Origin of the sequence: Methylobacterium sp. J-070 (genome assembly GCF_022829385.1) — a bacterium.
Classification (GTDB): domain Bacteria; phylum Pseudomonadota; class Alphaproteobacteria; order Rhizobiales; family Beijerinckiaceae; genus Methylobacterium.
Genome location: NZ_JAKSXX010000122.1, coordinates 33,741 through 59,905 on the forward strand (window position 1 = coordinate 33,741; position 26,165 = coordinate 59,905).

The 26,165-nt window shown below is 70.5% G+C and carries 29 protein-coding genes; 11 read left to right on the top strand and 18 right to left on the bottom strand.

Annotated features, from left to right (window positions below; translation table 11 throughout):
- Nucleotides 1-188: 188 nt before the first annotated feature.
- On the bottom strand, nt 189-1,220 hold the full coding sequence (gene cobT / locus MKL01_RS10090) for a nicotinate-nucleotide--dimethylbenzimidazole phosphoribosyltransferase (protein WP_243905077.1): 1,032 nt from the start codon (nt 1,218-1,220) through the stop codon (nt 189-191).
- 136 nt (nt 1,221-1,356) lie between these two features.
- Here cobT and cobS point away from each other — a divergent pair, with 136 nt between their 5' ends.
- Genes cobS through MKL01_RS10105 form a run of 3 tightly spaced genes read left to right on the top strand, consistent with a single transcriptional unit; the run spans nt 1,357 to nt 3,131 of the window.
- Entirely contained in the window at nt 1,357-2,178 is an 822-nt protein-coding gene (gene cobS, locus MKL01_RS10095) for an adenosylcobinamide-GDP ribazoletransferase (protein WP_243905078.1), read from the top strand.
- A gap of 51 nt (nt 2,179-2,229) precedes the next feature.
- Nucleotides 2,230-2,442, top strand: a complete 213-nt coding sequence (locus MKL01_RS10100; protein ID WP_243905079.1) for a DUF1289 domain-containing protein — start codon at nt 2,230-2,232, stop codon at nt 2,440-2,442.
- Nucleotides 2,439-3,131, top strand: a complete 693-nt coding sequence (locus tag MKL01_RS10105; RefSeq protein WP_243905080.1) for a TIGR02281 family clan AA aspartic protease — start codon at nt 2,439-2,441, stop codon at nt 3,129-3,131. Before MKL01_RS10100 ends, MKL01_RS10105 begins: the two co-directional genes overlap by 4 nt.
- A gap of 12 nt (nt 3,132-3,143) precedes the next feature.
- On the opposite strand, the gene dusA is transcribed toward MKL01_RS10105, so the two are convergent.
- On the bottom strand, nt 3,144-4,211 hold the full coding sequence (gene dusA, locus MKL01_RS10110) for a tRNA dihydrouridine(20/20a) synthase DusA (RefSeq protein WP_409566236.1): 1,068 nt from the start codon (nt 4,209-4,211) through the stop codon (nt 3,144-3,146).
- Here dusA and MKL01_RS35965 point away from each other — a divergent pair.
- Nucleotides 4,178-4,702, top strand: a complete 525-nt coding sequence (locus tag MKL01_RS35965; RefSeq protein ID WP_313901454.1) for a hypothetical protein — start codon at nt 4,178-4,180, stop codon at nt 4,700-4,702. The genes dusA and MKL01_RS35965 overlap by 34 nt on opposite strands.
- Nucleotides 4,699-5,358 (top strand): tyrosine-type recombinase/integrase, encoded by a 660-nt coding sequence (locus MKL01_RS35970; protein WP_313901455.1) that lies wholly within the window; start codon nt 4,699-4,701, stop codon nt 5,356-5,358. The genes MKL01_RS35965 and MKL01_RS35970 overlap by 4 nt, the downstream gene beginning before the upstream one ends.
- 196 nt (nt 5,359-5,554) lie before the next feature.
- On the opposite strand, the gene MKL01_RS10120 is transcribed toward MKL01_RS35970, so the two are convergent.
- The 4 genes from MKL01_RS10120 to MKL01_RS10135 all read right to left on the bottom strand — a co-directional run bounded on the left by MKL01_RS10120 (nt 5,555) and on the right by MKL01_RS10135 (nt 9,016).
- Nucleotides 5,555-6,253, bottom strand: a complete 699-nt coding sequence (locus MKL01_RS10120; RefSeq protein ID WP_243905082.1) for a hypothetical protein — start codon at nt 6,251-6,253, stop codon at nt 5,555-5,557.
- A 51-nt stretch (nt 6,254-6,304) separates the two neighbouring features.
- On the bottom strand, nt 6,305-6,757 hold the full coding sequence (locus MKL01_RS10125) for a hypothetical protein (RefSeq protein ID WP_243905083.1): 453 nt from the start codon (nt 6,755-6,757) through the stop codon (nt 6,305-6,307).
- A 481-nt stretch (nt 6,758-7,238) separates the two neighbouring features.
- Entirely contained in the window at nt 7,239-8,567 is a 1,329-nt protein-coding gene (locus tag MKL01_RS10130; protein ID WP_243905084.1) for a Y-family DNA polymerase, read from the bottom strand.
- Nucleotides 8,564-9,016 carry a LexA family protein gene (locus MKL01_RS10135; RefSeq protein ID WP_243905085.1) on the bottom strand — a complete coding sequence of 151 codons (453 nt, stop codon included), beginning with the start codon at nt 9,014-9,016 and terminating at the stop codon, nt 8,564-8,566. The genes MKL01_RS10130 and MKL01_RS10135 overlap by 4 nt, the downstream gene beginning before the upstream one ends.
- Nucleotides 9,017-9,222: 206 nt before the next feature.
- On the opposite strand from MKL01_RS10135, the gene MKL01_RS10140 reads away from it, so the two are divergent.
- The gene (locus MKL01_RS10140) at nt 9,223-9,477 is read left to right on the top strand and encodes a hypothetical protein (RefSeq protein WP_243905086.1); all 255 of its coding nucleotides are present in this window, start codon (nt 9,223-9,225) and stop codon (nt 9,475-9,477) included.
- A 129-nt stretch (nt 9,478-9,606) separates the two neighbouring features.
- On the opposite strand, the gene MKL01_RS10145 is transcribed toward MKL01_RS10140, so the two are convergent.
- The 7 genes from MKL01_RS10145 to MKL01_RS10175 all read right to left on the bottom strand — a co-directional run bounded on the left by MKL01_RS10145 (nt 9,607) and on the right by MKL01_RS10175 (nt 16,700).
- A complete protein-coding gene (locus MKL01_RS10145; RefSeq protein WP_243905087.1) occupies nt 9,607-10,731 on the bottom strand; it encodes an acyltransferase family protein in 1,125 nt (374 codons plus the stop codon).
- Nucleotides 10,732-11,321: 590 nt separating this feature from the next.
- Nucleotides 11,322-11,606, bottom strand: coding sequence for a hypothetical protein (locus tag MKL01_RS10150; protein WP_243905088.1), 285 nt, complete (start codon nt 11,604-11,606; stop codon nt 11,322-11,324).
- A 119-nt stretch (nt 11,607-11,725) separates the two neighbouring features.
- Complete coding sequence (locus MKL01_RS10155) at nt 11,726-12,064, bottom strand: hypothetical protein (RefSeq protein ID WP_243905089.1); 339 nt, start codon at nt 12,062-12,064, stop codon at nt 11,726-11,728.
- A gap of 151 nt (nt 12,065-12,215) precedes the next feature.
- On the bottom strand, nt 12,216-14,477 hold the full coding sequence (locus MKL01_RS10160; protein ID WP_243905090.1) for a hypothetical protein: 2,262 nt from the start codon (nt 14,475-14,477) through the stop codon (nt 12,216-12,218).
- Nucleotides 14,478-14,506: 29 nt separating this feature from the next.
- Nucleotides 14,507-14,917, bottom strand: coding sequence for a hypothetical protein (locus MKL01_RS10165; protein WP_243905091.1), 411 nt, complete (start codon nt 14,915-14,917; stop codon nt 14,507-14,509).
- 1 nt (nt 14,918) lies between these two features.
- A complete protein-coding gene (locus MKL01_RS10170) occupies nt 14,919-15,113 on the bottom strand; it encodes a hypothetical protein (protein WP_243905092.1) in 195 nt (64 codons plus the stop codon).
- 711 nt (nt 15,114-15,824) lie between these two features.
- Complete coding sequence (locus tag MKL01_RS10175; RefSeq protein WP_243905093.1) at nt 15,825-16,700, bottom strand: SDR family oxidoreductase; 876 nt, start codon at nt 16,698-16,700, stop codon at nt 15,825-15,827.
- Nucleotides 16,701-17,135: 435 nt separating this feature from the next.
- On the opposite strand from MKL01_RS10175, the gene MKL01_RS10180 reads away from it, so the two are divergent.
- The gene (locus tag MKL01_RS10180) at nt 17,136-17,348 is read left to right on the top strand and encodes a hypothetical protein (RefSeq protein ID WP_243905094.1); all 213 of its coding nucleotides are present in this window, start codon (nt 17,136-17,138) and stop codon (nt 17,346-17,348) included.
- Nucleotides 17,349-17,491: 143 nt separating this feature from the next.
- On the opposite strand, the gene MKL01_RS10185 is transcribed toward MKL01_RS10180, so the two are convergent.
- A complete protein-coding gene (locus MKL01_RS10185; RefSeq protein ID WP_243905095.1) occupies nt 17,492-18,295 on the bottom strand; it encodes an outer membrane protein in 804 nt (267 codons plus the stop codon).
- A 407-nt stretch (nt 18,296-18,702) separates the two neighbouring features.
- Nucleotides 18,703-19,305: an urease accessory protein UreE gene (locus tag MKL01_RS10190; RefSeq protein ID WP_243905142.1), complete on the bottom strand. Its 603-nt coding sequence runs from the start codon at nt 19,303-19,305 to the stop codon at nt 18,703-18,705.
- A gap of 225 nt (nt 19,306-19,530) precedes the next feature.
- Here MKL01_RS10190 and MKL01_RS10195 point away from each other — a divergent pair, with 225 nt between their 5' ends.
- The 3 genes from MKL01_RS10195 to MKL01_RS10205 all read left to right on the top strand — a co-directional run bounded on the left by MKL01_RS10195 (nt 19,531) and on the right by MKL01_RS10205 (nt 21,448).
- Complete coding sequence (locus MKL01_RS10195; RefSeq protein ID WP_007560631.1) at nt 19,531-19,800, top strand: hypothetical protein; 270 nt, start codon at nt 19,531-19,533, stop codon at nt 19,798-19,800.
- A 155-nt stretch (nt 19,801-19,955) separates the two neighbouring features.
- Complete coding sequence (locus MKL01_RS10200) at nt 19,956-20,696, top strand: TerB family tellurite resistance protein (RefSeq protein ID WP_243905096.1); 741 nt, start codon at nt 19,956-19,958, stop codon at nt 20,694-20,696.
- Complete coding sequence (locus tag MKL01_RS10205; protein ID WP_243905097.1) at nt 20,693-21,448, top strand: N-acetylmuramoyl-L-alanine amidase; 756 nt, start codon at nt 20,693-20,695, stop codon at nt 21,446-21,448. Before MKL01_RS10200 ends, MKL01_RS10205 begins: the two co-directional genes overlap by 4 nt.
- Before the next feature lie 18 nt (nt 21,449-21,466).
- Here MKL01_RS10205 and MKL01_RS10210 read toward each other — a convergent pair whose 3' ends face one another.
- Both MKL01_RS10210 and MKL01_RS10215 read right to left on the bottom strand, forming a co-directional pair.
- On the bottom strand, nt 21,467-22,501 hold the full coding sequence (locus MKL01_RS10210; protein WP_243905098.1) for a TerC family protein: 1,035 nt from the start codon (nt 22,499-22,501) through the stop codon (nt 21,467-21,469).
- 196 nt (nt 22,502-22,697) lie between these two features.
- Nucleotides 22,698-23,663 carry a GlxA family transcriptional regulator gene (locus tag MKL01_RS10215; RefSeq protein ID WP_243905099.1) on the bottom strand — a complete coding sequence of 322 codons (966 nt, stop codon included), beginning with the start codon at nt 23,661-23,663 and terminating at the stop codon, nt 22,698-22,700.
- Between the two features lie 119 nt (nt 23,664-23,782).
- On the opposite strand from MKL01_RS10215, the gene MKL01_RS10220 reads away from it, so the two are divergent.
- The gene (locus MKL01_RS10220) at nt 23,783-24,454 is read left to right on the top strand and encodes an HD domain-containing protein (protein ID WP_243905100.1); all 672 of its coding nucleotides are present in this window, start codon (nt 23,783-23,785) and stop codon (nt 24,452-24,454) included.
- A 52-nt stretch (nt 24,455-24,506) separates the two neighbouring features.
- On the opposite strand, the gene MKL01_RS10225 is transcribed toward MKL01_RS10220, so the two are convergent.
- Nucleotides 24,507-26,024 (bottom strand): MDR family MFS transporter, encoded by a 1,518-nt coding sequence (locus MKL01_RS10225; RefSeq protein ID WP_243905101.1) that lies wholly within the window; start codon nt 26,022-26,024, stop codon nt 24,507-24,509.
- Between the last annotated feature and the right edge of the window lie 141 nt (nt 26,025-26,165).

Below are 26,165 nucleotides of genomic sequence, written 5' to 3' on the forward strand. Positions count from 1 at the left end.
TCGGGGTCCCCCTCAGTACCGCATGCCGGATCGGTACACCCTCCGTCGTCCGCTTTCGGGCAATAAGCAAATTGTCTCGGACGACCGAATTGAGTCGGATGCGGAACGTCCGCTTCGAGGCTAGTGGCTGACTTCCGCTACCCACCCGCTCCGGACATCGCCTCGGCCAAGCTGATTGAATTCAGGCCCTAGCCCGTCTCCGAAACCCCCGCCTGCGCGAAGGTCGCCATGCCGGTGTGGCAGGCGAGCGCGCCCTTCAGCAGGCCCATCGCCAGGGCGGCGCCCGAGGCCTCGCCGAGCCGCATCCCGAGCGCCAGCAGCGGCACGAGGCCGAGCCGCTCCAGCACCTCCGCGTGGACGCCCTCCGCCGAGACGTGGCCGGCGAGGCAATGGTCGAGGGCGCGCGGGTCGGCGGCGTGCAGCACGGCCGCCGCCGCGGTCGCCACGTAGCCGTCGATCACCACCGGGATCCGCTGAAGCCGGGCCGCCAGGATCGCCCCCGCCATGGCGGCGATCTCCCGGCCGCCGAGCCGCGCCAGCACCTGGAGCGGATCGTCGAGATGGCCCGCATGGTGGGCGAGCGCCGCCGCCACGGCCGAGACCTTGTGCGACAGGCCGTCCCGGTCCACGCCGGTGCCGCGCCCGACCCAGTGGGCGGGATCGCCGCCGTACAGGGCGGCGTAGAGGGCGGCCGCCACGGTGGTGTTGCCGATGCCCATCTCGCCGATGCCCAGGCAATCGGTGCCGGCGGCCACCGCCTCCATGCCGAACGCCATGGTGGCGACCGTGGCGCGGGCGTCGAGGGCGGGACCCTCGGTGATGTCGCCGGTGGGCATGTCGAGGGCGAGGTCGAACACCTTGAAGCCGAGCCCGTAGGCCGCGCAGATCTGGTTGATCGCCGCCCCGCCGGCCGCGAAATTGTCGAGCATCTGCCGGTTGACCGCGTCCGGGAAGGCCGAGACGCCCCGGCGCGTCACCCCGTGGCTGCCGGCGAAGACGCAGACCAGCGGCCGGTCGAGGCTCGGCGGCGCCTTGCCCTGCCAGGCGGCAAGCCAGGACACGAGGCTCTCCAGGCGACCGAGCGCGCCCGCGGGCTTGGTCAGCGTGGCGTCCCGGGCCGCGACGGCCGCCTGCGCCTCCGCGTCGGGGCCGGGCATCGCCCGCAGCAGATTGCGGATATCGTCGAACGGATTGGGTTCAGCCGTAATCGTTGCGGTCATGGCAGCGATGATTTCCTGTGGGCACCCGCGGACGGGCGGACGAAGCCGGGTCAAGACATCTATACTTGCCGCCCGCCCGACCGTTCGGGATCGGCGCCCGGACGGGCGCGGGTGCGGGCGGATGCGAGAGACCGCAATGGACAGGCAGACCGGCGGCGAGGCCGACTGGCCCGGGCGCGGCGCCCTCTACGACCTCGCCGGGTGCCTGCGCTTCTACTCCCGCCTGCCCGTGCCGCAAATGCCCGGCGAGCCGGACCCGCACCGGTCCCCCGACTTCACCCGCCTGCCGCGGATGCTGCCGCTGGCGGGCGTGATCCTGGCCCTGCCGGCCGGCCTGGCGCTGGCGGCCGCCTGGAGCATCGGGCTCGGGCCGTTCCTGGCCGCCACGCTCGCGGTCGCGGTCCTGGTGGTGGCCACGGGCGCCCTCCACGAGGACGGGCTTGCCGACGTCGCCGACGGGTTCGGCGGCGGCGTCGACCGGGAGCGCCGCCTCGAGATCATGCGCGACAGCCGGATCGGCGCCTACGGGGCGGCGGCCCTGGTGCTCGCGCTGGCCCTGCGCATCGGCGCGCTGGCGACGCTCCTCGACCGGACCGGCTACGCCGCCGTCACCGCACTGGTCCTGACCGCCGCCCTGTCGCGGGTCGCCGCCCTCGCCCCGATGGTGCTGCTGGCGCCGGCCCGGCCGGGCGGCCTCTCGGCCGCGGTGGGCCGTCCGGACCGGGGGAGCCTGGCCACCGCCCTCGGCCTCGGCGCCGCGCTGGGGCTCGCCGCCGTGCCGTTCGGCCTGTCGCCGGGGGGCGTCGCGCTGGCGTTCGTCGCCGCGGGCCTCGGGGCGCTGGGCCTGACCCGGATCGCCCGCGACAGGATCGGCGGCCAGACCGGCGACGTGATCGGCGCCTGCCAGCAGGTCGCGGAGATCGCCGCCCTGCTGGCCCTGGTGGCGGCGGCGGGTTGAGGACGCATCGGATGTCATGACCCGGCCACGATCCCCCGGCCAAGGTTTTTGATGTCGCCCGCTCCAAAACCCGCCTCGCCCTGCACCAAAGTGTGCGTGCTCGACGCCGCGACCGGCCTGTGCTGCGGCTGCGGGCGGACCCGCGACGAGATCGCCGCCTGGGGGGCGCTGTCGGACGCGCAGCGCCGCACCATCATGTCCGGTCTCGAAGCGCGGATGCGCGCGGCCCATATGACACCGCTCGAAGCCCCGTTGCCGACATGATCTATCTCGGCCTCGCCGCCCTCGCCCTCGTCCTTGCCGCCCTGATGCTCGGCGACGGCGGCGACAGCATCGGCGGCGTGATCGAGCCCGACCAGCTCGCCAGCCTCGCCTGGACCGGCACGATCCTGCTCCTGGTGGTGGCCGGGTTCTGGCGGCAGTTCAGGGCCCGGCTCGGTGCCAATCTGCGCGCGCTCCTGGCCTGGGCGCTGATCGGCCTCGCCCTGGTGATCGGCTACAGCTACCGCGACCGGATCCAGGGTGTCAGCACCCAGGTGCTCGGCGACCTCCGGCCCGGGACCGCCGCCTCCACGGCCGACGGCGCCGTCACGATCACCCGGCGGGCCGACGGCGACTTCCGGGTCGAGGCCGAGGTCAACGGCCGGGTGCAGCCCTTCCTGTTCGACACCGGGGCGAGCAGCGTCGTGCTGACCGCCGAGAATGCCGCGTCCCTCGGCCTCGCGCCGGCGGCCTCGGAGTTCACGGCGCGCGTCTCGACCGCCAACGGCATCACCTACGCGGCGCCGATCCAGCTCGACACCCTCAGCGTCGGCACGATCACCGAGCGGCGGGTGAACGCCATGGTGGCCAAGCCCGGTGCGCTCTCCGCCAACCTCCTCGGCCAGAGTTTCCTGACGCGCCTCTCGGGCTACGAGGTCCGCGGCGACCGCCTGATCCTGCGGCGCCCGTGACCGTCCCGGGCCTCAGGCGGCCCGAGCCTCCGGGGCTTCGCGGGAGACCAGGGCAACGGCCTCCCGCAGGGTCGCGAGGCCGGCCTCGGGCCGCACGCCGTGGGTCGAGAGGTGGCGGCGATAGGCCCGCGCCCCGGGCCGGCCGTTGAACAGGCCGAGCATGTGCCGGGTCGCCCCGTGCAGGCGCTCGCCCTCGGCCAGGATCTGCGCCAGGTAGGGCTCGAAGGCCTCCACGGCCGCGAAGGCGTCGGCCGCCGGCGCCGCCACGCCGAACAGCGCGGGATCGACGTCCAGCAGCAGGGCCGGCTCGGCGTAGGCGGCGCGGCCGACCATGACGCCGTCGACCTCGGCGAGCCGCGCCCGCACGGTGTCGAGATCGCGCAGGCCGCCGTTGACCGAGACCGGCAATCCGGGATGCCGGCGCTTCAGCCGCGCCGCCCGGCCGTAATCCAGGGGCGGCACGTCGCGGTTCTCCTTGGGCGAGAGGCCCTGCAGCCAGGCCTTGCGGGCGTGGACGATCACGCCGTCGACGCCCGCCGCCGCCACCGCGTCGGCGAGGGCGTCCAGCGCGGCCTCGGGGTCCTGATCGTCGACCCCGATCCGGCACTTCACCGTCACCGGCACGCGGACCGCCGCCTTCATGGCCGCCACGCAATCGCCCACGAGGACGGGCTCGCGCATCAGGCAGGCGCCGAAGCGCCCCTCCTGCACCCGGTCCGACGGGCAGCCGACATTGAGGTTGACCTCGTCGTAGCCGAACGCAACGGCGATCCGCGCGGCCTGCGCGAGCTCCGCCGGGTCCGACCCGCCGAGTTGGACCGCCGCCGGGTGCTCGGCCGCCGAGAAGCCGAGCAGGCGCTCGCGCGGCCCGTGCAGCACCGCGCCGGTGGTCACCATCTCGGTGTAGAGCCGCGCGCGGCGCGACAGGGTGCGGTGGAAGGCCCGGCAATGGCGGTCCGTCCAGTCCATCATCGGGGCGACGGAAAAGCGCCATCCTTCGAGATTTCTGGGTTCTTCCGGTCCGTCAATCACTTGCCGTCGCTCTCGTGCTGTACCTCGCCGGGCCTCGGCGTGCCTCATCGGGCCTTGGATTGCTCGTTGTACAGCTTTGCTGTACCGGCTCGACCCCGTGCTGTACCCCCGCGGGGCGCGCGATGGGGACCATCGTCGAGCGCGCGGGGAAGAACGGGACGACGGGGTATCACGCCCAGATCGTCGTCAAAAGAGACGGCAAGGTCCACCGGGAGACCTGGACCTTCGACCGGCGCGCGGCGGCCGCGGCCTGGATCAGGAAGCGTGAGACGGAACTCGACGCGCCCGGTGCCCATGACCAGGCGAAGGTCGAGGATCCGACGCTCGGTGCGGCGATCGACCGCTACGTCGCCGAATCACGCAAGAGCATCGGCCGGACCAAGGCCCAGGTGCTGCAGGCCATCAAGGGCTATCCGCTGGCCGCCCTGCCCTGCTCCGCGGTGACGGGCGCCGAGATCACCGCCTTCATCACCGCGCTGGGCAAGGGCGCGATCCGTCGACGGTCGGGAATTACCTGTCGCACCTGTCGGCCGTCATGACGAGCGCCCGTCGTGGCTGGGGCTGGCCGCTCGATCCGGAGGCACTGAAGGATGCCGCGTTCGTCGCGCGGCGCATGGGCCTGGTCGGCAAGTCGAAGCGCCGCAAGCGGCTGCCGACGCTCGACGAGCTCGACCGGCTGATGACGCATTTCGGCGCGGTGCGGAGCCGCCGGCCGTCGTCCCTGCCGATGCAGCGGATCGTCGCCTTCGCGCTGTACTCGACGCGCCGCCAGGAGGAGATCGTCCGCATCACCTGGGCCGACCTCGACTGGCCCCACAGCCGCGTCCTGGTGCGCGACATGAAGAACCGGGGCGACAAGATCGGCAACGACGTGTGGTGCGAGCTGCCGCCGGAGGCGCTGGCGATCATCGCGGCTGTGCCGCGCCGCGAGGCGCGCATCTTCCCCTACACCACAGATGCGATCTCGGCGGCCTTCACCCGGGCCTGCGCGTTCCTCCGGATCGCGGATCTCCACTTCCACGATCTCCGGCATTGCGGCGTGACCCGCCTGTTCGAGATGGGCCGGACCGTGCCGCTCGCCGCCTCTGTGAGCGGGCACCGCTCCTGGCAGAGCCTGCAGCGCTACACCCCCATCCGGCAGACCGGCGATCGATTGGTCAATTGGACGTGGCTCACCGTGGCGACGAAGCCGTAGTGCGGCTGCTTGCGACCCACGCCGGTCATAAAGACAGCCGCAAGTGCTTCTCGAAAGCTGTCATTCGTTAGCCCATCTCGTCCGAGCAGGTGCACTGGCAGGGCGAAAGCCGCGCACCGAATCACACCGCCGTTCGCGCCGAAACCCCAGACGATTCAGACTGGTCGGTTCCCGCTTTAGGGCCGCCCGCGTCTCGTCATAAAGTGGCGCCGGGTTCAGGAAGCGGCGCTACGTCGTCGGAATTATTCCTCGTTGATGCCGACCTGCGCACGAAGATCGCCCAAAGCGCGAAAAGAGCCATACCGCCGCCGAGGAGCGGAAGGCCATAAACGAGCGCAGGCGTCCCAAAGCGCGGCAGCAGTTCGATCCCGTCCGTACAAGGGGATTGTCCGGCTCCTTCCCGGCGCAGCCTCATCTGATTCCCGGAGGCCGATTGCGGTGGCGCCAGCAGCGTCGTCTCAGAGCCCTTGTAAAAATGCGCGGTGTTCAGTTCGCAGATGTCGCCCGTCTCGGCGACCTCGATAGACCTGCCGATGCCCATCGCGGGTAAAGCGAGGAAAAGCAATAGCACGATCGCCTGGTAAAGGCTGCCGTCCCAAGTCCCGGTCCGAAGGCCCTCCAGCCAAACGACCGGCACCCGCTCGTGCCACCGATCTCCATGCCTCAACGCGTGCAACACGAGCGCGAACGATGCGACGAAGAGTAACCCAGCTCCAACGACCGCGGCGAAGAACCCGATTGCGGGCCGGTTAGCCGCAGCGTCACTAGCCGCGTCCCCGACCAGCTTACCGAGGAACGAAGACCCACCTTGGATCGACACGACACTTGCGAGTACAAACAGAATTCCGGTGATTGACGCCCATTGCCAGATGCGAGTGAGATGCTCTTTGCTCATTCAACCCTGAAGGTCCCGAAATATTCTATATCGATAGATTCTGTATGCCAATTATCGCTTACAGGCCTGATTCAGGCCTTTCTGGAGGGCTTCACCGGCTTTTCCGTTGGCGCCGAATGCTTTAAGTAAGCCCTTCGTAATTTCTCCGGAAGCCTGGACGCGCACGTCCTTACTTTGACAATCTGCACCGCTCACGTCGGCATCGACTGAAACGTTCTCAGAGACGCTGGCTGGGATTAACGCCCGATCACTTGTATGACAATTAAGACTCGCATTGACGCGGACGTGCGATGCTGGGCCAGAGGATTCGTAGCAGACACTGACCAGCTTATGCCCCTTCTTGTCGAGTCCCGCCTTGCCTAAGATTGAACAGTCTAAATCCTCAATGGCAGGCTTCAAATTGGCAGTAAGAATACTACCGACCAATGCGTCGCAGGCTTCGCAAGTTGCAGGCATCGTTAAAATGACGGAAGCTGCAAATAACGAATGCTTAAAAACGTTCATATTTATACTTCCTTTCGCACCTTATTTAGATGTACGAACAATATGGCTATCAACGTACAGTTTACACGTCTATTAATCGACATCAAGCCCTGATTTATATGCCCTGGCCCGCGCGCTGTGCCTCTCGGTCGAGGCGGCCTGCCTGGGCGAGGCGTTTTTTTTGCCGGGGCTGTTAACGTCTTTTACCGACCGCGCAGCCGCCACTTCCGCACCCGAGATGCGAGGGATCTTATATGTTCGAGGGAGCGTCGCCGCTCCGAGTATCTGAAACATATCTGCGTCTATGATGACATCTCATGGCATTCGTCGACAACGCTACCGCTGATCCATTTCGACCCGGTCACTATCTTAACCAAAGCTGCGCGGAGCACTCTTTGAGAGTTTAGCGGGTTGGACGAGGTCCGCTTCTAAGCGTCGGCCGCCCAAAAGCGGACCGTCGCAAATCCACCCGAACCGGGCTTAACCACTACTCAGCGCTCAATCACGCGTGCGCCACCGGCAGCTCCCCAACCTGCGTCGTGTAGCGCGGCGTGCGCATCTCGAACTTCGTGCTCCAGTCCCGCCGGCTCACCAGCCCCGCCCGCGCCGGCACCACCGCCCCACGGCCCCAGCGCGCGTTGCACGCGTCCATCGCCGCCATCAGCGGGCCAGACCGCTCGCGATCCAGCGCGCCGATCAGCGCCCGCGGGCTGTGCGACAGCGGCACGAGGTCGTTCGTGACGATCCCGGCCTTCGAGTACCGCCAGGGCCGATCTCCCGGCGCGCGCCAGGTCTTCGCCACCCCGTGCCGGGCCGCCTTGATCAGCGCCAGCGTGTCCGACGTGTGCTCCGGCAGGCTCACCGTGGTGGACACGGACCGCATCGGCGCGCCCCGGTCGTGCTCGCTCGTGTGGTAGAACACCGTCACATGGTCAGTGCCCAGCCCCTCCCGCCGCAGCTTCTCGCCGAGCCGCGTCGCGTGGGTGGCCACCGCCTCCTCCAGGGTCGCGCGGTCCTCGATCCGGGCGGAGAACGAGCGGGTCACCGCGCAGCCCTTCCGTCGGGCCGGCACCAGCTCCAGCGGCAGGCAGGCCAGGCCGCGCAGCTCGTGGACGATCCGCTCGCCCACCACGGTCAGCCCCTTGCGCACGGGCCGCGGGTCGAGGTCGCGCAGGTCCGCCACGCTCTCGACGCCCATCGCCTGGAGCTTGGCGAGCGAGGCCCGGCCGATGCCCCAGACCTCGGCGACGTCGATCCGGCACAGCCAGTGCGCGTAGGCGGCCGGATCGGTCAGGTCGCACACCCCCTGCAGCGTCGGAACGCACTTGGCGATGTGGTTGGCGAGCTTGGCCAGCGTCTTGGTCGGGCCGATGCCCACGCAGGTCGGGATCCCCGTCCAGGCCCGCACCGTGGCGCGCAGGTCCCGGGCGAGCTCGACCCGGAGCGCCGGCGCCACGTCCGAGAGGTTCAAAAAGCTCTCGTCGATCGAGTAGATCTCCACCTGCGGGCTGAACTGCCGGTAGACCGCGTTGGTGCGCCCCGACATGTCGCCGTAGAGGGTGTAGTTCGACGAGAACACCCGCACGCCCCGGGCCCGGCACAGGTCGCGGATCTTGAAGTAGGGGTCGCCCATCCGGATGCCGAGCGCCTTGGCCTCGGCGGTCCGGGCGATGGCGCAGCCGTCGTTGTTCGACAGCACGATCACCGGCACGGCGGCGAGCCTGGGGTCGAACACGCGCTCGCACGAACAGTAGAAGCTGTTGCCGTCGATCAGCGCCACGGCGCGGCCGCCGCCGATGCGGTCGCGCCGGCGGGCCTCCGGCGCGCTCACGACAGCTGTCCGCGGGCGACGTGCCAGCGGATCGAGAAGCGCACCACACCCCAGATCACGCCCTCGCCGAGGTCGTCGACCGCGAAGGCCGGCAGGTCCGGGTTGCAGAAGGCGAGCCGGGCGACGTTGCCGTCGATCACCAGGCGCTTGCAGCTCATCTGGCCGTCGACCGCCGCGACGACGATGCTGCCGTGGCCGGCCGTGAGGCTGCGGTCGACGCAGGCGAGGTCGCGGTCGTAGATGCCGGCCCCCTCCATGGACGCGCCGGCGATGCGCCACAGGAAGGTGGCGGGCGGGTTCGGCACCAGCCAGCGGGGCAGCTCCAGCGCGCCCTCGAGGAAGTCGTCGGCGGGCGACGGGAAGCCGGCGCACAGCGCCTGCCCGATCAGCGGGACGCGGACCGCATCCGGGCTGCGGACCAACAGCTCGTCGATGCGGTTGAGGTGCACCCGTCACTCCGTCGTGCTAGAACGGATGCAGAACAAATCCTATGCGGCGCCTCGGTTCAATCCGCGGTCGGGATGTTTCTCCCCGGGCGGTGGACGAATGTGAATAGGGCGGGAAAAGACCAATCCCTATCAGGTTTTAGTAAGCATGATCGGTTGAGAAGAAATCATTCGGAAGCCGCGTGTCGCGGCGGGCGGGGGAAACGCAGATGGCCATGAAGACGGCGTTCGTGGTGCAGCCGTTCGAGATCCATCGGAAGCGGCTTCGGCCGGCTCGGCAGGAACCCGCACAGACCGAGAGCGGCGCGCTAAAGAAGGCCGAGAACCTGGCCAAGCGCATGCCCGGCGCGGCGGCGCTGAAGGTGGTGGCCGACGACGTGACCGGCGAACTGGAGGGCGTGACGATCCTGGGCCAATGGGGCGAGATCCCCGACGACTTCGCCGAGAGCCTGCAGGGCGGCTAGGACCCCGCGCGAAATCGGTTTGGGTGTGGCGGCGCGTCAGATCAGGCCGCCGCCCGGCCCACCCGTGAGCGATCGGCCGGCCCGGGAGACGAGCTTCGCGAAGGCCAGCGTGGTTGCCCGGAGTTCAGGCTAGCGCGCCGAGAGTGGCTGGGGATGATCCGGTGAACTGGCTTCTACCCTTTCCCTGTTTTGCTCGAGGGCTCTCACCAGACGCCGGCCGAGCCGAACGCAGGGCCGCTCTATCCAGCGGTGTACTGGAGCGGCAAAGGCAATCGTTATGATCATCGCGGCTGCAATCATGAGGTGGCCGTGGCCTTCTATCCCCAACGATGGCGCGACCGCGATCACTGCTTCCTGGGCAATGGGACCGAAGAGGTAGAGCCCGTAGCTGATCGCTCCCAGCCAGGCGAATGTGGGTCCTTCGATCCGGAACCGCGTGGTCAGCAAGACGAAGAGGATCAGAGCTGCCCAATACGTCGAGATGTAGAGATACCAATTCTGACCGAAGCCGACGTCGCGTCCATAGGCGAGAACCGAGATGAGCGGCACCGCGAGCGCGATGAGAACCAGAAGGGTAAGGGCGGCTCGTTTCGCATCGGCCCGTTGCTCAACCCGCCAACGGCGCCAGACAGCACCCCAGAACATGATTGCAAGGGATAGGGGAAGAGCGACCGGCAGAGCTTTGGCAAGCTGGTAACGCACAACTGCCATGGCGAGGGCAGCCAGGAGCATCGTCGCTGCCGAAATCGCAATGCCGGAAGTCCGCTGAAGAAGGCCAGCTAAGAACAGGATCACACATAGGGCGTAGAAGATCAGCTCAATCTGCAAAGTCCAGTACAGAAGAATGATGTTTTCTATACCTAAGAATTGCTGGAGCATCGTCAGATTCGTTAAGATCGTTGCCGTCGATATGATGCGTCCAGGCAATAGGTAGAAGGCAATGACCCCCAAGAGAACCGAGAGCCAGTACGCCGGATAGAGGCGAAAGAACCGGGTGATTGCAAATTGTCTTATCGGTACGCTGCTGCGCGCATCGAGCGAATACGGAACGACAAATCCGGAAACGGCGAAGAACATGATGACCGCAACCTTTCCCAGATCTACGTACTGGGTAAGTGCTACGAATATCCTTTGCTCGACCCCGCTGCCAATCTGGCCGGTCCTCATCAGATACTGGGCAAAGTGGTAATAGATCACCCCAAGCGCGGCAAGGCCGCGGATGGTATCGATATAGCCGAGCCGCGCGCCTCGCATCGCCTTATCCGTACATTGGCAGGATCACGATGCGAGCCTTGCTCGAGATCGGCCCTAGGCTAAAACGCCTTGTCTTGCCTGATCTTTGCACATGGTCTCGGCTCGCGGGCAAAATCCTATCTGAAAGGTTAAGGCGCTCGATCTCGTCGCGCCATCAGGCGACGGCGGGCAGGAGGTCGGCGCATGCGGGGCTGATAGACAGGCCGGCCGCGGTCGAACCGGACCCATAACGAGCCGTTGGCTCGGCCCCGCCCCGATCTGCTCACGGGGCGGGGGAGCGTCCGATCTCACCAGCGTGAGCCGAGCCGATACGCAACGCGGCTCGGGATGCAGGATGCGGGAGCGCGGTTAGCGGGCGGTGCCGCCGCCGGGCGGCGGGCGTCCCGGGTCGGGACCGCGCACGAAAAGCCCGCCGCGGCGCTGGGCCGGGCGGGCTTCCCCGGATCCAGGCCCCAGGGGGAGAGCCCGGATCCGCCGAGATCGTAGATCGGTGGCGGGCGAAGAACAGCCCCGCGCGGCGGCGGCCGGCGGGGCTGAACCGGCCGGCCTTGCAATGCTGCAAAGACGCGCGGGCGGAGCGGCGGTCCCGGTCAGCCGTGCGGAAGCCTTCGATGCGGCGCATGCCGCGCGGCGACCTCCGCCCGGCGGCGAGCCGACCGAACGCGCGCCATCTCGGCAAGGCCGATCGGGTGCGGCGGCGCCTCCCGGGTGAACGGCATGTGGCTGCGGACATCGCCGTAGTAGTCCGCTCCGCCCATCCCGAAGCCGCCCGCCGAGACGGGGCCGCCCGGCGACGGATCGCCGGCGAGGGCGCTTGTCGCGGTCAGGGCGAGAAGGACGGCGGTGCAGATCGAGCGCATGACCGAGCGAGGCATCGGCGGGCCGTTTTTTTCAAGGGCGTTCGCGTCACGATGCCGTAAGTGGCCGGAATCGACCATGCGCCCGGGCCGGAGCCGGCGCAGGCTCCAGAACCATAGGGAACGCGCGGTCCCGCTCAGTGCGGCGCCAGCCCCACCTTCGCCAGCACGATTCCCCCGAAGGCCGGCAGCGCCGCCGAGGCCAGCCCCGAGCCGATCCGGTACAGCAGCCGCACTTGCCCGTTCACCTCCGCCAGACCCTTCGCCGCCTCGTTCCGCGCGCCCTCTACCGCCTTGTCGATCCGTCGCTCGATCTCGTCGCGCGCCACGAACAGCTCGATGTCGCGCCGGTAGGCCACCCCCTCCAGCTTCTCGTCCATCCGGTCGAGCTTGCCGCCGAGGGCGTCCATCTGGCGGCCGGTGGCCTCGACCCGCTCGATCAGGCGCCCGATCCATTCGGGCAGGTGGTCGGCCATGGCCCCGCTCCTCCGCGCGCCGTCCCCCGGCCAGCCCCGGGGCGACCTCCCGTCCGTCACGGCCCGGCGCCGGAAGCGGGCCTCACCCCTCCCGCACGATCGGTGCGGTCATGGCGTCCTCATGCGGTCGGGGATGGCCGGAACGGCGCGGCTATTCGGCGGAGACCAGGATGCCGCCGGCCGCGGTGTAGAAGGCGGGGAGCTGCGCGGCCGTCAGGCCGTGGTTCGGCTTCGTCGCCAGCACCTGCAGGCCGGCCGCCCCCGGGTTCTGGATCGCGAAGGTCCAGCCCGCCTGCCCCTGGCCCGAGACCGCGATCCCGTAATCGGCGTCGGCCGTGCCGGCGAAGGTCGCGCTCGCCGGGATCGCCCGCATCGGCACCGGGTAGGGCACCGCGAAGGTCAGCGTGTTGGCGGCGGCCGCGATCAGCGTGCCGGCGACGAGGTACGCCCCCGCGGGGTCGGCGAGCCTCTGGACGTGCGCCCGCTCGATCGCCGGCGGCCGGCGGTCGAGCTGCGTCGGCCGGTAGCCGCCCTCGACCTGGACGTCCCGGAAGGTGATCGGGCCGCCCAGGGGATGCAGCGTGACGGTGATGTCGCCGGCGACCGAGGCCGGGAGCGTCACCGCGCCGCCGCGGCCGCGCCCGTGCGCGGCGTTCACCTGCACGAGCGCCGGCCCGGCGCTGCCGGGCCAGTCGATCCCCACCTCGACGGAGCCGGTGAGGTCGCCGAACGAGGTCACGATCGCCGAGCCGGCGATCTCGGCGCCGCGGCCCCGGACGGTCTGGCGCAGGTAGCCCCCCGCCAGGGTGATGGTGCCGTCCGAGCCCCGCGTCAGGCTGGTGGCCCCGTCCAGGGAGATCCAGCCGTCGTAGGTGCCGGTGCCGTTCGCCGCCGCGCCGCCGGCGAACCCCCGGGCGTTGAGGCTCATGTCGGCATCGTACAGCAGGGTGACGAAGGGCCGGCTGGCGAAGCTCGTGCCGTCGGCCGAGGCCGAGAACCAGCCGTCCCGGGCGATCCGGCCGAACGGCGTCCAGGTGCCGTCCCGGCGCTTGAGGCTGTTCGGGTCGTGGATGCCGAGTCCCGGGATGTAGGCAGAGCCGGAGAAGAACGTCACCCCCGAGAACGCCGTCTCCCGGGACAGGCGCCGGGCCCACGCGAGCAGGTCGGCCGTCCAGTCGTAGGCGGTGGCGAGCGTCGCCGCCGGGGAGACCGGGTAGAGCGCCGGATCCGCCTTCGGGTCGAGGGACGGATCCCGCAGCGTGCCGTCGTTGCTCGGCCCGGTCTCGTCGATGAACAGGGCGACGGTGCCGATCGCGTCGACCCAGGCCGGCTGCAGCGCGCGCAGCCTTGCGCCGAACGTGGCCTCGCCGATCCGGTACGTGTGGACGCCCAGGATCAGATTCGGGTCCTTGGCGTAGACGGCACCGTTGGCCAGCAGCGCCGCGACGGTGTCGACCGCCTCGCCGTAGTTCGGCGCGTTGAGCACCACCGGCCCGGTGAACCGGGTGCCGGCGGGCTGGCCGGTCACGTCGCCGCGCACGGCCTGGAGGTACTGGGTCTGCTTGACGTTCCAGGTCGCGACGTCCGTGCAGGCCGGGCCGCCGGCCGCGCAGCCGAGTTCGTTGCCGGTGTTGATCCAGACGTTGCGGGCCGTCCAGTACCGGTCGCGCAGCTGGGCGAGGAACGCCGCGTTGAGGTCGGCCGGGGCCCTGTCGTTGGCCGACTGCCACTGGACCACCAAGCCGAGCCGGTTCGCCTCGGAGACGATGACGTCCATCATCTGCCAGTGGGACGGATAGCCGTTCGCCGCCGCGGTGTAGGCCACCGCCGGCTCGACGGCGACGCGCAGCAGGTTGACGCCGGCCGCCGCCCAGTCGGTGATCCGGGCGCGCACGTCGGAGCCGTCGGGCTTGCCCCAGACCGACGGCTCGAAGCCGGACTGCGTGCTGCCGCCGCCGGTGACCGCGATCCCCGGCACCGCGCGGTAGCGGTAGTCCGACCGGGTCTCCAGGGAGACGAACAGGTAGTCGAGGAAGGTCACGCCCTTGACGATGAAGCGCCGGCCGTCCGGACCCTGGATCGTCCGATCGGGCTGGACCTGGTAGCCGGAGCCGGTTCCGCGCAGGAGCGGCGCGCCGATCGAGCCCAGGAGGCTCAGGCTGGCGTCCAGCGGCTGGCGCGCCGCGAGCGCCTGGGCGACGCTCGTCGTCGTCCCGTCCGGCAGGGTCACGGTGAGGCGCGAGCCGTCGCCGGTGGAGCCGGATCCGTGGATGACGACCCGGTTCGCCTCCAGGGTCCTGAAGTCGGCGTCCGGGTAGTGCGGCGCCCGTGCCGCGTCCCAGGCCGCGGCCTCGAACGGCAGCAGCAGGGCGAGCAGCGTGCGGAGGGCCGCGGCGATGGGGCGGAGGCGCATCTCGGTCGTTCCTCGGGGTGCGGATCGTGTCAGGCGCCGGGCGTCAGCACCAGGGCGTCCCGCGACAGCCAGGGCGTGTCCGGGGTGTCCGGCGGCGCCGCCGGGAGAAGCGCCCGCAATTCCCCCGGCGTGGTCAGGAGCTGGGCGAGCGCCCGCCGGACCGCGGGCGCCGTCTCGGCCAGGACGGCGCGGGCCACCGCCTGGACCATCGCGGTGGTGGCCACGCGCGGGCTGTCGTCGTCGGCCTGCGGCGTGTCGGCGGTGGCCGCGCCCAGGGCGGGTCCGTCCAGGGGCGCCTGCACCGTGGCGGCGGCGGCCGCGACGGCCTCGTCGGCGGCTCCGAACGGGTAGTGGACGACGACCTCGACCACCTGCGGCTCGTAGCGCTCCACGATCGCCGGGGCGCCGCCGGCCGGGGTATCGAGCGGACCGATGGCCATCCTAGTCCTCCAGGGCGATCGTGCCGGCGAGATAGGGGACCGGGCTGCCGTCTGGCATCAGCGCCCGGATCCGCGTGGCGATCGGCGCGGCGGCGGCCTCGAGCTCCGCCGCCCCCGCCCGGGAGAGCGGGAAGAGCAGGAACCCGGTCCGCGGATCGATCGTCAGCCCGTCCGGCGCGGGGTCGGAGCCGCGCACCTCCGGCCGTCCCGGTCAGTCGATCGTCCAGGCGATCGCCACGCCCGGGACCGGCAGGCAGCGCACCGCGCCGGTCCGCGGATCGCGCCCCCGAGCCGCACGGCGAGGAACGGCGGCACGCCGCCGCGGGGGAGCCGGAAGGCGTAGTGGAGCACCCTCACGACGACACCGTCGGGGTGCCGTGGTTGGAATACCGCCGCCCCGGGTTCGCCGGCGCGTCCTGCGGCAGGCCGGCCACGAAGGCCTCGAACCCGGCGTCGATCAGCGCGGCGGCCACGTCCGGCAGCGCCGCGACGCGCTGGAACGCGGCGCCGTTCTTCGCCGTGAACGTGTCGGCGCCGGCGGGCGCGGGCCCGGAGATCCGCGATCGGAACCACCCGGCCGTCCGCGTTCGGCACGAACAGCTCGCGCCCCATCTCGCCGACCGTCACCGGCTGGCCGGCCGCGAACGGACCGCCATTCACCCGGAACAGGCTCCCGAAAAGCGCCCCGAGCAGGCCGCCGGACGCGTTCGGGCCGGCGCTTGCCGGCGGCGCGGTGCCGAGGAGGCCGGCGGACGGCCCGGTGCCGGTCAGCACCGCTCACCGTCGTCACCGTGCGGGTGAGGCCCACGCGGCGCAGCGTGCGCGCCGCCTGAACGGACGGACCGCGACGACACGGGAGACGGGTCCGGGTCGCGACACCGCCTCGCCCGGGCCGGCGTGTCGCCTGTCAGAAGACCGGCATCGCGCCGGCCACGGTGATGAGCGCGCCCGACGTGAAGCTGCTCCCCTCGGAGGCCAGCATCACGTAGGCCGAGGCGAGTTCGGCCGGCTGGCCGGGGCGGCCGAACGGCACCTGGCTGCCGAACGACGTGACCGAGTCCTGGCTCATGCCGGAGGGGATGAACGGCGTCCAGATCGGTCCGGGCAGCACGCCGTTCACGCGGACGCCCTTCTCGGCGAGGAGCTGCGCGAGGCTCAGGACCATGTTGCTCAGGGCACCCTTGGTGGCGCTGTAGGCGAACAGCGACGGCATCGGATGCTTGGAATTCACCGACGAGGTGAAGATCACGGAGGCGCCGGGCTTCAGGTGGGGCAGGGCCGCCTTCGTCACGTAGAACGACCCGAACACGTTCGTCCGGAAATGGTCCTCGAACACGGCGTCGTCGATCGCCGCGAGATCCGCGTTCGGCTGCTGGAATGCGCCGTTGTTCACCAGCACGTCGAGGCGCCCGAAGGTCTCCACGGTGCGGGCGACGATCTGGCGCCCGTAAGCGGCGTCCTTGAGGTCTCCCGGCAGGAGCAGCGCGCGCCGGCCGGCCTTCTCGATCCAGCCGCCCACCGCCTCCGCGTCGGCCTGTTCCTCCGGCAGATAGGAGATCGCCACGTCGGCCCCCTCCCGGGCGAAGGCGATCGCGACCGCGCGGCCGATGCCGCTGTCGCCGCCGGTGATCAGCGCGGCCTTGCCGGTGAGTTGGCCCGACCCCGCGTAGCTGTCCTCGCCGTGATCCGGTTCCGGGACCATGCGGCCGGTCTTGCCGGGAAAGCTCTGCGGCTGCGCCTCGAAGGGCGGCCGGGGGTACTTGTGCAGCGGATCCGTGGTCACGCGTGGTCTCCGGTGGGATGTCCGATCCAACCCCGGCGCAACCGGGGTGTTCCGGCCCACGACGTCCCGCCGCGGCGCCGCCGCGCGCGTCATCGAACCCAGCCGTCAGGTGTCCGCTGTCCGGAACCTAAGCCGTAGCGCTGCGTCGACACAGGACAGCAACAGGCGTCCCGCAGTCTTGCGGGACGAGGAGGCGCCGCGATGATCGAATTCCAGCCGGAGGACCGGGCTGCCCGCCTGATCGATCGCGCCCTCGTGGCGGCGGCGATGCTCTCGCTCACCTTCGGCCTGGCGGCGGGCGCCTGGGGCCTGCTGCAGTAATCCGGCCGCGGCGCGCGGGTTGGTCGTCATCGGCGTCGCCGTGCACGCGCCCGGGATCGGACGGCGCGCGCCGTCTCGGGCCGCCTCGCGGGCTGCCGCGGGGGAGCGGTCGCGATGCTGAACCGTGTCGTCCTCGCCGCCGTCGTGCTAGGGGTCGCAGCCTTCCTGCTCTACCTGGCCGCCCTCGCCCGCGCGGCGTTCTCTCCGAACGAGCCCTACGCGGCCAGCATCGGGCTGACCCTCGACCAATGTGTTGCAGTCCAGAACGGCCTGTCCCCGGAGGACGCGCGCGCCTACTGCCGGCAACCCGTGCCGAAACGGCTCTGAACCGATCCGGCCCCAGGGGGCGGGAAGCGTCCCTTGGCGACGCAAAACGCCCCCGGGCGGTGACACCTGGGGCGGCCTGCGATGGGGCGACCCTTCGTGATCGGGCCGGGGAAGCCCAGCCGAACGCCAGGCCGACCCGGATCTCAGCTGCCGAACTTGTAGTTCAGGCCCACGCGGCCGAGCACGCCCTCGTTCTGGAAGCGCGTCGCGAAGGTGCTGGCGCCCCGCCCGACCGCCAGGACCGGGATCGTGCGGCTGCCGAGATCGTAGTAGAGCGCCTCGGCCTTCAGGGTCACCGCGCTGGAATGGACGAAATTCAGGACGGAATCGGTGGGCAGGGCGTATTCGACGCCGCCACCGACAGCGTAGCCGGTTTCGGTGGTGGAGCGGGTCCCGAAGACGAACGGTCGCCCTCCCACTTGGAAGAGGCTGGTGCGGTACGTGTCGCCCGCATAGGCGAAGCCGCCGGTGGCGTAGAACAGGGTGCGGTCGATGGCGTAGCCGACGCGCGCGCGCACGGTCCCGAGGTAGTCGCCGGTCTGACGGTAGCTGTTCGTGCCGAGGATGATGCTGTTATATCTGTAGGTGCGGCGCAGGCCCGTGTAGGCCGCATCGGCCTCGACGCCGACGACGAAGCCCGAGCCCGGGGTGAGCTGGTAATTGTAGCCGACCTGGCCGCCGCCGGTGAAGCCGTCCCGCGGCAGCTTCCGAGTATCTCTGTATGTGGCGATCGGCGTTCCATCGGCGTACCGGAACACGCCGGCCGTGTTCAACACATCCTTGGTCGAGGCGATGTAGCCGGCGTTGACGCCGAAATACGCGCCCGTCCACGTGAAGATCGGCACGGGGATCGCCGCCGGCGGAAGCGCCCGGCGGGGCAGGTCTGCCGCTGAAGCCGCGGCTGTCAATGCGGCGAACGCGGACACGGATAGGACGAACTTGTGCACGTCGGATCTTCCATAGATTAAGAAACCTCTACCGATGTACAACGATGCAGATCGACTGTCTGTCACGCAAATGCAACAGCAAAAAATCAGTCTATTCGAAAAGTATTTCTTCGCTTGATTGCGATCTACATCAATTTTTGTCGGACTTATTGTCCTCAGAGAAGCCTTTTTGACGAATTGAGCGGAAAATAGTTTCAGTAATACTTCTGAACTCCTTCGTGAATTGCCCGAAATGCGGACCCTGTCGCAGCCGCGTGTGCTGGAACGGGAGCGCCGGCGGCCCGCCGCCGCTCCTAAATTGGGACCTTCGACGCAGGGCAGTGTCCGCGGTTCACACGACTCGCGGTGACGGGACGTTCGATGCGCCGCTCCCGGCCGAACCGGCATCCACGGCGGAGAAATGGATCCTAATGGTCGTGGCCACAGCCGGGGCCGTGGACGTGTCCATGATGATCGTGATCGTGATGATCGTGGTCGTGTTGGTGCGCGTGATCGTGGCTGTGCCCATGAGCCGGGTGATCGTGATCCGGATGATCGTGGGCCGGGTGATCATGCCCGTGGTCGTGGCCGCAGGTGCTGTGGTCGTGGGCGGCGTGCTCGGGGCGGAAGGTGCGGGACACCGGCGTGGCGAGGCACCCCTGTCCGCGGACCAGTTCGGCCGTGGCGGAGGATGCCGGGACGTACAGGACATCCGCGGCGATCTCGGCGGCCACGTGGCTGCCGCCCAGCTGCCAGGCCAGCCGCATCAGCCGGGCCGGGTTCTCCGCACGCACCTCGAGAAGATCCTCCGCGGCGGCCCGGACCGCAACCAGCCGCCCGTCGTCGAGACGCAGGGCGTCGCCATCCTCGAGGGCCGCGGCCTTGGTCAGCGCCACCGAAAAGGCGAGCCCGCCCTCGGCGACCAGGGATCCCGCCGCCGCGGCCCGGGCCGCGTGGTCGAGGCGCACGGTGTCGGCGATGCGGTCGGCGCGCACCGCGGCCCTGCGAACGATCGTGCTGGCGGTCGGCATGGAACCCATGGACGTGGAACCCTCGGACATGATGCCGCGGCGGCGCCGGTCTGAGCGCCGCTTCCGTCCGGTGGCATAGGGCGAGACGGGAACCCGGCGCAACTCCGGTTCCTCGACAGGGAACCTTAGCCGTAGGGTCGTCATTTCTTTACTGCTAAGCTCGGCATTATCCGCCACGATCACGGCCGAAGGCCGGACCGGCGGCCCAAGGGAGTCCTCCAGACCATGAAGAAGCTCACGGCAGCCGCCCTCGCCACCATCGCCGCCCTGTCGCTCGGCGCCTGCAACACTCCGGAGGACCGGGCCCTCGGCGGTGCGGGCCTCGGCGCGCTCACCGGCGCGGCGATCGGCGCGGCCGCGACGGGCCGCGCGGGCGGGGCCCTGGCGGGAGCCGCGATCGGCGGCGCCGGCGGCGCCATCGTGGGCGCCTCGACCGCGCCGCGCTGCCCCTACGGAACCTACCGCGACGCCTACGGCAACATCTACTGCCGCTGAGCGGACCGGCCCGGACCACGCGCGTCCGGGCCCTTCCGCGCGGCGTACGGAGCGGCTATCCCGTCGCTCGGCCCGGGTCGAGTCCCGGGTGCAGGACGCAAGCCGCCGCCGATGACCGCACCGAGTCCACGATCCGTGCCGGGGCCGGCCGGCCGATGACCTCCGGCATCAAGGGTCAGGGGGTCTGGGGCAAGCTCGGCGGCGCCGGCCTGGGCCTCGCGATCGGCGGTCCGCTCGGGGCGCTGGTCGGAGGCGTCGCGGGCCATTTCCTGCTCGACCGGGTGGGAGCGCCCTTCGGCCGGACCCCCCGGGACGTTGTGTTCACCACCGGGCTGGTGGCGCTGGCCGCCAAGATGGCCAAGTCCGACGGCGTCGTGCTGCCCTCGGAGGTCGAGGCCTTCGGGCGCGTGGTGCAGGTGGAGCCGTCCGCGCGGGCCGGCGTGGAGCGCCTGTTCGATCTCGCCAAGAAGACCACGAACGGCTTCGAGGCCTACGCGCGTCAGCTCGCCACGACCTTCGGCGACGAGCCGGCCCTGCTCGAGGACGTGCTCGACGGGCTGTTCCAGATCGGGGCCGCCGACGGGGCGCTGCACGAGGCGGAGGAGCGCTACCTGCGCGCGGTCTCGGGCATCTTCGGGTTCGACGAGGCGGCCTTCCTGCGCATCGCCGCCCGGCACGTGCGGCTTCCGGACGATCCCTACGGCGTTCTCGGCCTCGATCGCGCGGCGGATGAGGCCGCCGTGAAGGCGCGCCACCGCGCGCTGGTGGCCGAGCACCACCCGGACCGGGCGCTGGCCCGCGGCCTGCCCGCGGAGGCGGTGGCGATCGCCACGCGCCGCCTCGCCGCGATCAACGCGGCCTACGACCGGATCGCGCAGGAGCGGGGATTGCGGTGAGCCTGGTTCCCGACACGCCCCTCGCCCGCCGCGTCGCCCCCTCGCCGAACCACGGCGCGCGCCGCGCCGGCCGCCTCGACACGCTGATCCTGCACTATACCGGCATGGCGAGCGGGGCCGCCGCCCTGGCGCGCCTGCGCGACCCGCTGAGCCAGGTCTCGGCCCACTACCTCGTGTTCGAGGATGGCGGCATCGTCCAGCTGGTGCCGGAGAGCCGCCGGGCCTGGCATGCGGGTGCGGGCACCTGGAAGGGCGAGACCGACGTCAATTCGTGCTCGATCGGGATCGAGATCGTCCATCCGGGCCATGCCGGCGGTCTGCCGCCCTACCCGGACGCGCAGGTCGGCGCGGTGATAGCGCTCGCCCGGGACATCCTCGGCCGCTGGCCGATCCCGCCCGAGCGGGTGCTCGCCCATTCCGACATCGCCCCCGAGCGCAAGGAAGATCCGGGCGAGACCTTCCCGTGGGACCGCCTCGCGGCGGCGGGCGTGGGCCATGTCGTGCCGCCCGCCCCGATCCGGGACGGCCGCTTCTTTGCCCGGGGCGATGCCGGCCAGCCGGTCGAGGCCCTGCAGGCGATGTTCGCGCTCTATGGCTACGATCTGCCGGTGACCGGCATCTTCGACGCGCGCACGCATGCGGTGGCCACGGCCTTCCAGCGCCATTTCCGGCAGGCGCGGGTGGACGGCGTGGCCGATGCCTCGACCATCACCACCCTGCGCGACCTGATCGCGGCCCTGCCGCCCGGCTGACGCTCCGCGCCGCCGGTCTCAGGCGCGATGCGCCGGCGCCGACCGCGGGTGGCCCGGCTCAGGGGCCGCCTGGGCCGGCACATCGGTCCGGGTCCGCCACAGGCTGTAGGCGACGCCCGCCGCCAGCAGCGTCAGGGTCACGACCAGCGAGACCCACGGTGGCACCGCGACGAGTTCGAACGTGTCGGCGACCACGATCTTGATGCCGATGAACATCAGGATGAAGGCGAGGGCGGTCTTGAGATAGGCGAACCGGTCGACCATCGCGGCGAGCGCGAAGTAGAGGGCGCGCAGGCCCAGGATCGCGAAGATGTTGGAAGTGTAGACCACGAAGGTGTCGGTGGTGATGGCGAAGATCGCCGGCACGCTGTCGACCGCGAAGATCACGTCGGCGCCGTTGACCAGGACCAGCGCCAGGGCCAGCGGGGTGAACCACAGGGCGACCCGGCCGGTCTTCGGGTCGGTCTTGCGCACCGCGAAGCGCTGGCCGTGGAGGTCGGGCGTGACCCTGAAGCTCTTCTTGAACCAGCGCACGACGGCACCGTTCTGGAAGTCGCCCGCCTCATCGTCGCCGGAGAGCAGGATCTTCAGGCCCGCGTAGATCAGGAACGCCGCGAACAGCGACAGCACCCAATGCACCTGATGCACCAGGGCGGCGCCGAGCCCGATCATCAGGCCGCGCAGCAGCACCGCCGCCAGGATGCCCCAGAGCAGGACCCGGTGCTGGGCCGCGCGCGGGATGCCCAGCGCGGTCAGGATCATGGCGATGACGAAGACGTTGTCCATCGACAGCGACTTCTCGACCACCAGGCCGGTGACGTATTCCTCGCCGGATTGCGGCCCGAGATACCACCAGATCCAGCCGCCGAACGCGAGGCCGAGCGCGAGGTAGAAGCCGGTGAGGGCCAGGCTCTCCCGGACGCCGATCTCGTGCTCCTTGTCCCGGTGCAGGAGGCCGAGGTCGAAGGCGAGCAGGCACGCGATGAGGGCGTGGAAGCCGAGCCACATCCACAATGGCTTGCCGAGCCATTCGACGTTGAGGACGTCCAACATGTACGGGACCTGATGCTGACTCCGGATGGAAAGCATCGGCTCCGACATCACGGGCGCTGAACAGCGCCCGCCAGAGGGGCCCGCAGCCGATAGGGGCGAGTTAAGCGGGGGAACCGGGCGAATCAAGGGCAGGGCCAGGGTGGCCCTCCGCGCGGCTCCGCCGGACCGAGCCCGCCTTGCACCGCGGGCCGGAACCTCAGGCGCGGGCGTGCCGGCGCCGGTACTCCGCCGGCGTCGTACCGACCTGCCGCTGGAACGCCCGCCGGAGCGTGTCGGCGTCCCGGAACCCGCAGGCGCCCGCAACCTGCTTCAGGGCGACGGCGTCGGACTCGAGCAGGCGGCGCACGGCCTCGATCCTCACGGTCTCGACATAGGCCGCCGGGGTCAGGCCCGTCTCGGCCCGGAACAGGCGCGCGAAGTGGCGCGGGCTCATGCCGGTGCGGGCGGCGAGCCGCGCGACGCCATGATCCTCCGCCGGATGGGCGGCGACCCAGCGCTGCGCCTCCTGGAGGGCCGAGCGGCCGGTGGGTGCGCTGACACCGCGGCGGCTGAACTGCATCTGGCCGCCGCCGCGCTTGAAGAACATGACGAGATGCGCCGCCACCCGGCGGGCGATCTCGGCGCCCAGATCCTCCTCCACGAGGGCCAGCGCGAGGTCGAGCCCCGCCGTGACCCCGGCCGCGGTCCTGAGCGGACCGTCGAACAGGCAGATGGCGTCGGCCTCGACCCGCGCCCGGGGGTAACGCGCCGCCAGCATCTCGGCGACGGCCCAGTGCGTGGTCACGCGGCGCCCGTCCAGCAGGCCGGCCTGCCCGAGCAGGAAGGCCCCGCTGCACACCGAGCCGTAGCGTCGGCACCGGGCCGCGGCGCCGGCGAGCCAGGCGCGGAGATCGGCCCCGATGGTCGCCTCGTGGATCCGCGGCGCACCCGCGACCAGCAGCGTGTCGAAGCCCGCGGGCTCCGCTGCGGGCGCGACGAGGTCGGCGATCAGGCGCCGTCCCGACGACGTCGTGATCGGGCCCGGCTCGGTTCCGATCAGCGCCAGGCCGTAGGCGTCCCGGCCGCTCTGGGCGTTCGCCTCGGCGAAGACGTCGAGCGGGCCGGCGACGTCCAGGAGCTGGACGCCGGGAAGGGCGAGAATCGCGACCGATCGGGACGCCATGGTTTGTCCGTGGCCGAGGATGACGACACGTTGGCAGAAAACGTCGTAACACGGCGATTGATGCCAAGCCCGGTGTCCCGTAGCTCGGAAGGACCGCCGACGCAAAGGAGCCCCCCTCCATGAGCATCCGTTCCGAAGCCGCCATCCCCGACAGCAGCCTCGCCCGGGCGATCACCGAATTCGTCCGGGACGGAGAGACCGAGCTGCTCTTCAACCATTCGAGCCGGGTCTACCAGTTCGGCGCCCTGGCCGGCCTCCGTCGCGGCCTGACCTTCGACCGCGAGCTGCTCTACGCGGGCGCGATGTTCCACGACCTCGGCCTGATGCCGGACCACAGCAGCCCCGGGGAGCGCTTCGAGGTTGACGGCGCCAACGCGGCCCGCGCCTTCCTCAAGGCGTACGGCGTGCCGGAGGCCGAGATTGACACGGTCTGGACGGCCATCGCGCTCCACACCACGCCCGGCATCCCGGTCCACATGCACCCGGTGGTCGCGCTGGTCACGGCCGGCGTCGAGATGGACGTGCTGGGCCTGACCTACGGGCAGTATTCGGATGTCGAGCGCGAGGCGGTCGTTTCCGCCTTTCCCCGCACGCCGGACTTCAAGGAGGACATCATCCAGGCCTTCTACGACGGCATCCGGCACAAGCCGGACACCACCTTCGGCAACGTCAAGGCCGACGTGATCGCCGACAAGGAGCCGGGATTCCGCACGGGGAACTTCTGCAGCGTGATCCGGTCCTCGCCCTGGGCGGGACGCGCGCATGACGCGGGCTGCGGCGGGCACGGCTGAGACGGGGGCGCGCCGCGCGAGCGGCCACGCGGGGGGCCGCCGGGAGCTGACGTCAGCCCGAAGTCTCGGGGGGCGTCCCGGTCATCTTCGGCGAACTGTGCTCGCGCAGGGGCCGCTCCTCCATGAGCGCCAGGAACCCGAACGCCGCGAGCAGGCCGAGGCAGGCGGCCAGGAACACGAACCGGAAGGTCAGGGCGAGCTGCGCCGGATCGGCGCCGCGGATCAGACTCTCCACGTCGTGGCCCCCTGCCCCGCCCGCGGCGCCCCCGAGGACGATCGTACCGAAGGCCGCCACGATCAGGGCGCCCCCCAGGGAGCGGAAGAAGTTCATCGCGGCGGTGGCGATGCCGAGCTGGTGCCGCTCCACGGCGTTCTGGATCGCGATGGTGGAGAGCGGCAGGATCGTCCCGATCCCCATGGAGAGCAGCGCGAACAGCAGCTCCATCAGCCAGAAGGGCAGCGTCCGCCCCTGCCAGGCGATGACGGCGCAGCAGGCGAGGCTGACGCTCATCATGGCGAGCGGCAGGCGCTTGTAGTGCCGGAAGTAGATCATCGACCGGCCCGACAGGGTCGCGCCCGTGACGGTGCCGACCATCAGCGGCACCAGGGCCACGCCGGATTCGCTGGCCGTCAGCCCGATCACGCCTTCGAGGAAGATCGGCACGTAGATGGTCAGCCCGATGAAGGTGCCCATGGCGAAGCAGGCGGCCAGCGTCGCGCTGTAGACCACTTGGTTCTTCAGCACCTCCGTGGGGATCAGCGGCTCGGCCGCCGTGGCGAGCCGCGCCGCGAAGCCGCCGCCCAGCACGGCCGACAGGGCGAGGAGGCCGAGGACCGGCGCCGAACCCCAGGGATAGCGCACGCCGCCCCAGCTCAGGGCCAGCAGCAGGGCGATCGAGCCCAGCACCAAGAGGGCGGCTCCGGGCCAGTCCAGCCGGTGGCGGCGCTCGTTGCGCGGCAGGCGCTTCAGGTTGGCGTTGGTCAGCGCGAAGGCGAGGACGCCGATCGGCAGGTTGATCCAGAAGATCAGCGACCAGTGCAGGTGCTGGGCGAACAGGCCTCCGAGCAGGGGACCCGCCACGGACGCGGCCACGAACACGCCCGCGATCACCACTTGGTAGCGCGCCCGCTCCTTGGGCGCCATGATGTCGGCCAGGATGGTCTGGGAGAGGGCGATCAGGCCGCCGCCGCCGATCCCCTGGAGGCCCCGGGCCAGCGCCAGCGTCACCATCGTCGGCGCCAGCGCGCAGGCCAGCGACCCGAGCACGAAGGTCGCGATGGCGATCAGCAGCATGATCCGCCGGCCGTGGATGTCGCTGAGCTTGCCGTAGAGCGGGGTCACCGCCGTGGAGGCCAGCAGGTAGGCGGTGACGATCCAGGGGAGGTTCGCGGCGTCGCCGAGGTCGAGCCCGATGGTCGGCATCGCGGTGGCCACGATGGTCTGGTCGAGGGCCGCGAGCAGCATCGCGGTCATGAGGCCGTAGACGATCGCGCGGATCTCGCCGGGGCCGAGTTGTGCCTGCGGGGCGGGGATGCTCGGGATCCCGGTGATGGCGACGGGGCTGGCCACGTGTCTGAGCCTCTGCGGTTCGGGTCGTGCACGTCCGGGGGCGGGCGGCGTGAAGGGGCGCGGCCGAGCGTAGCGCGTCGATAGCGGCAGCTTCGGGGATGAAGGAGAATTTTGTTCTGCGGGTCTGGGTTCCGGCGGGGT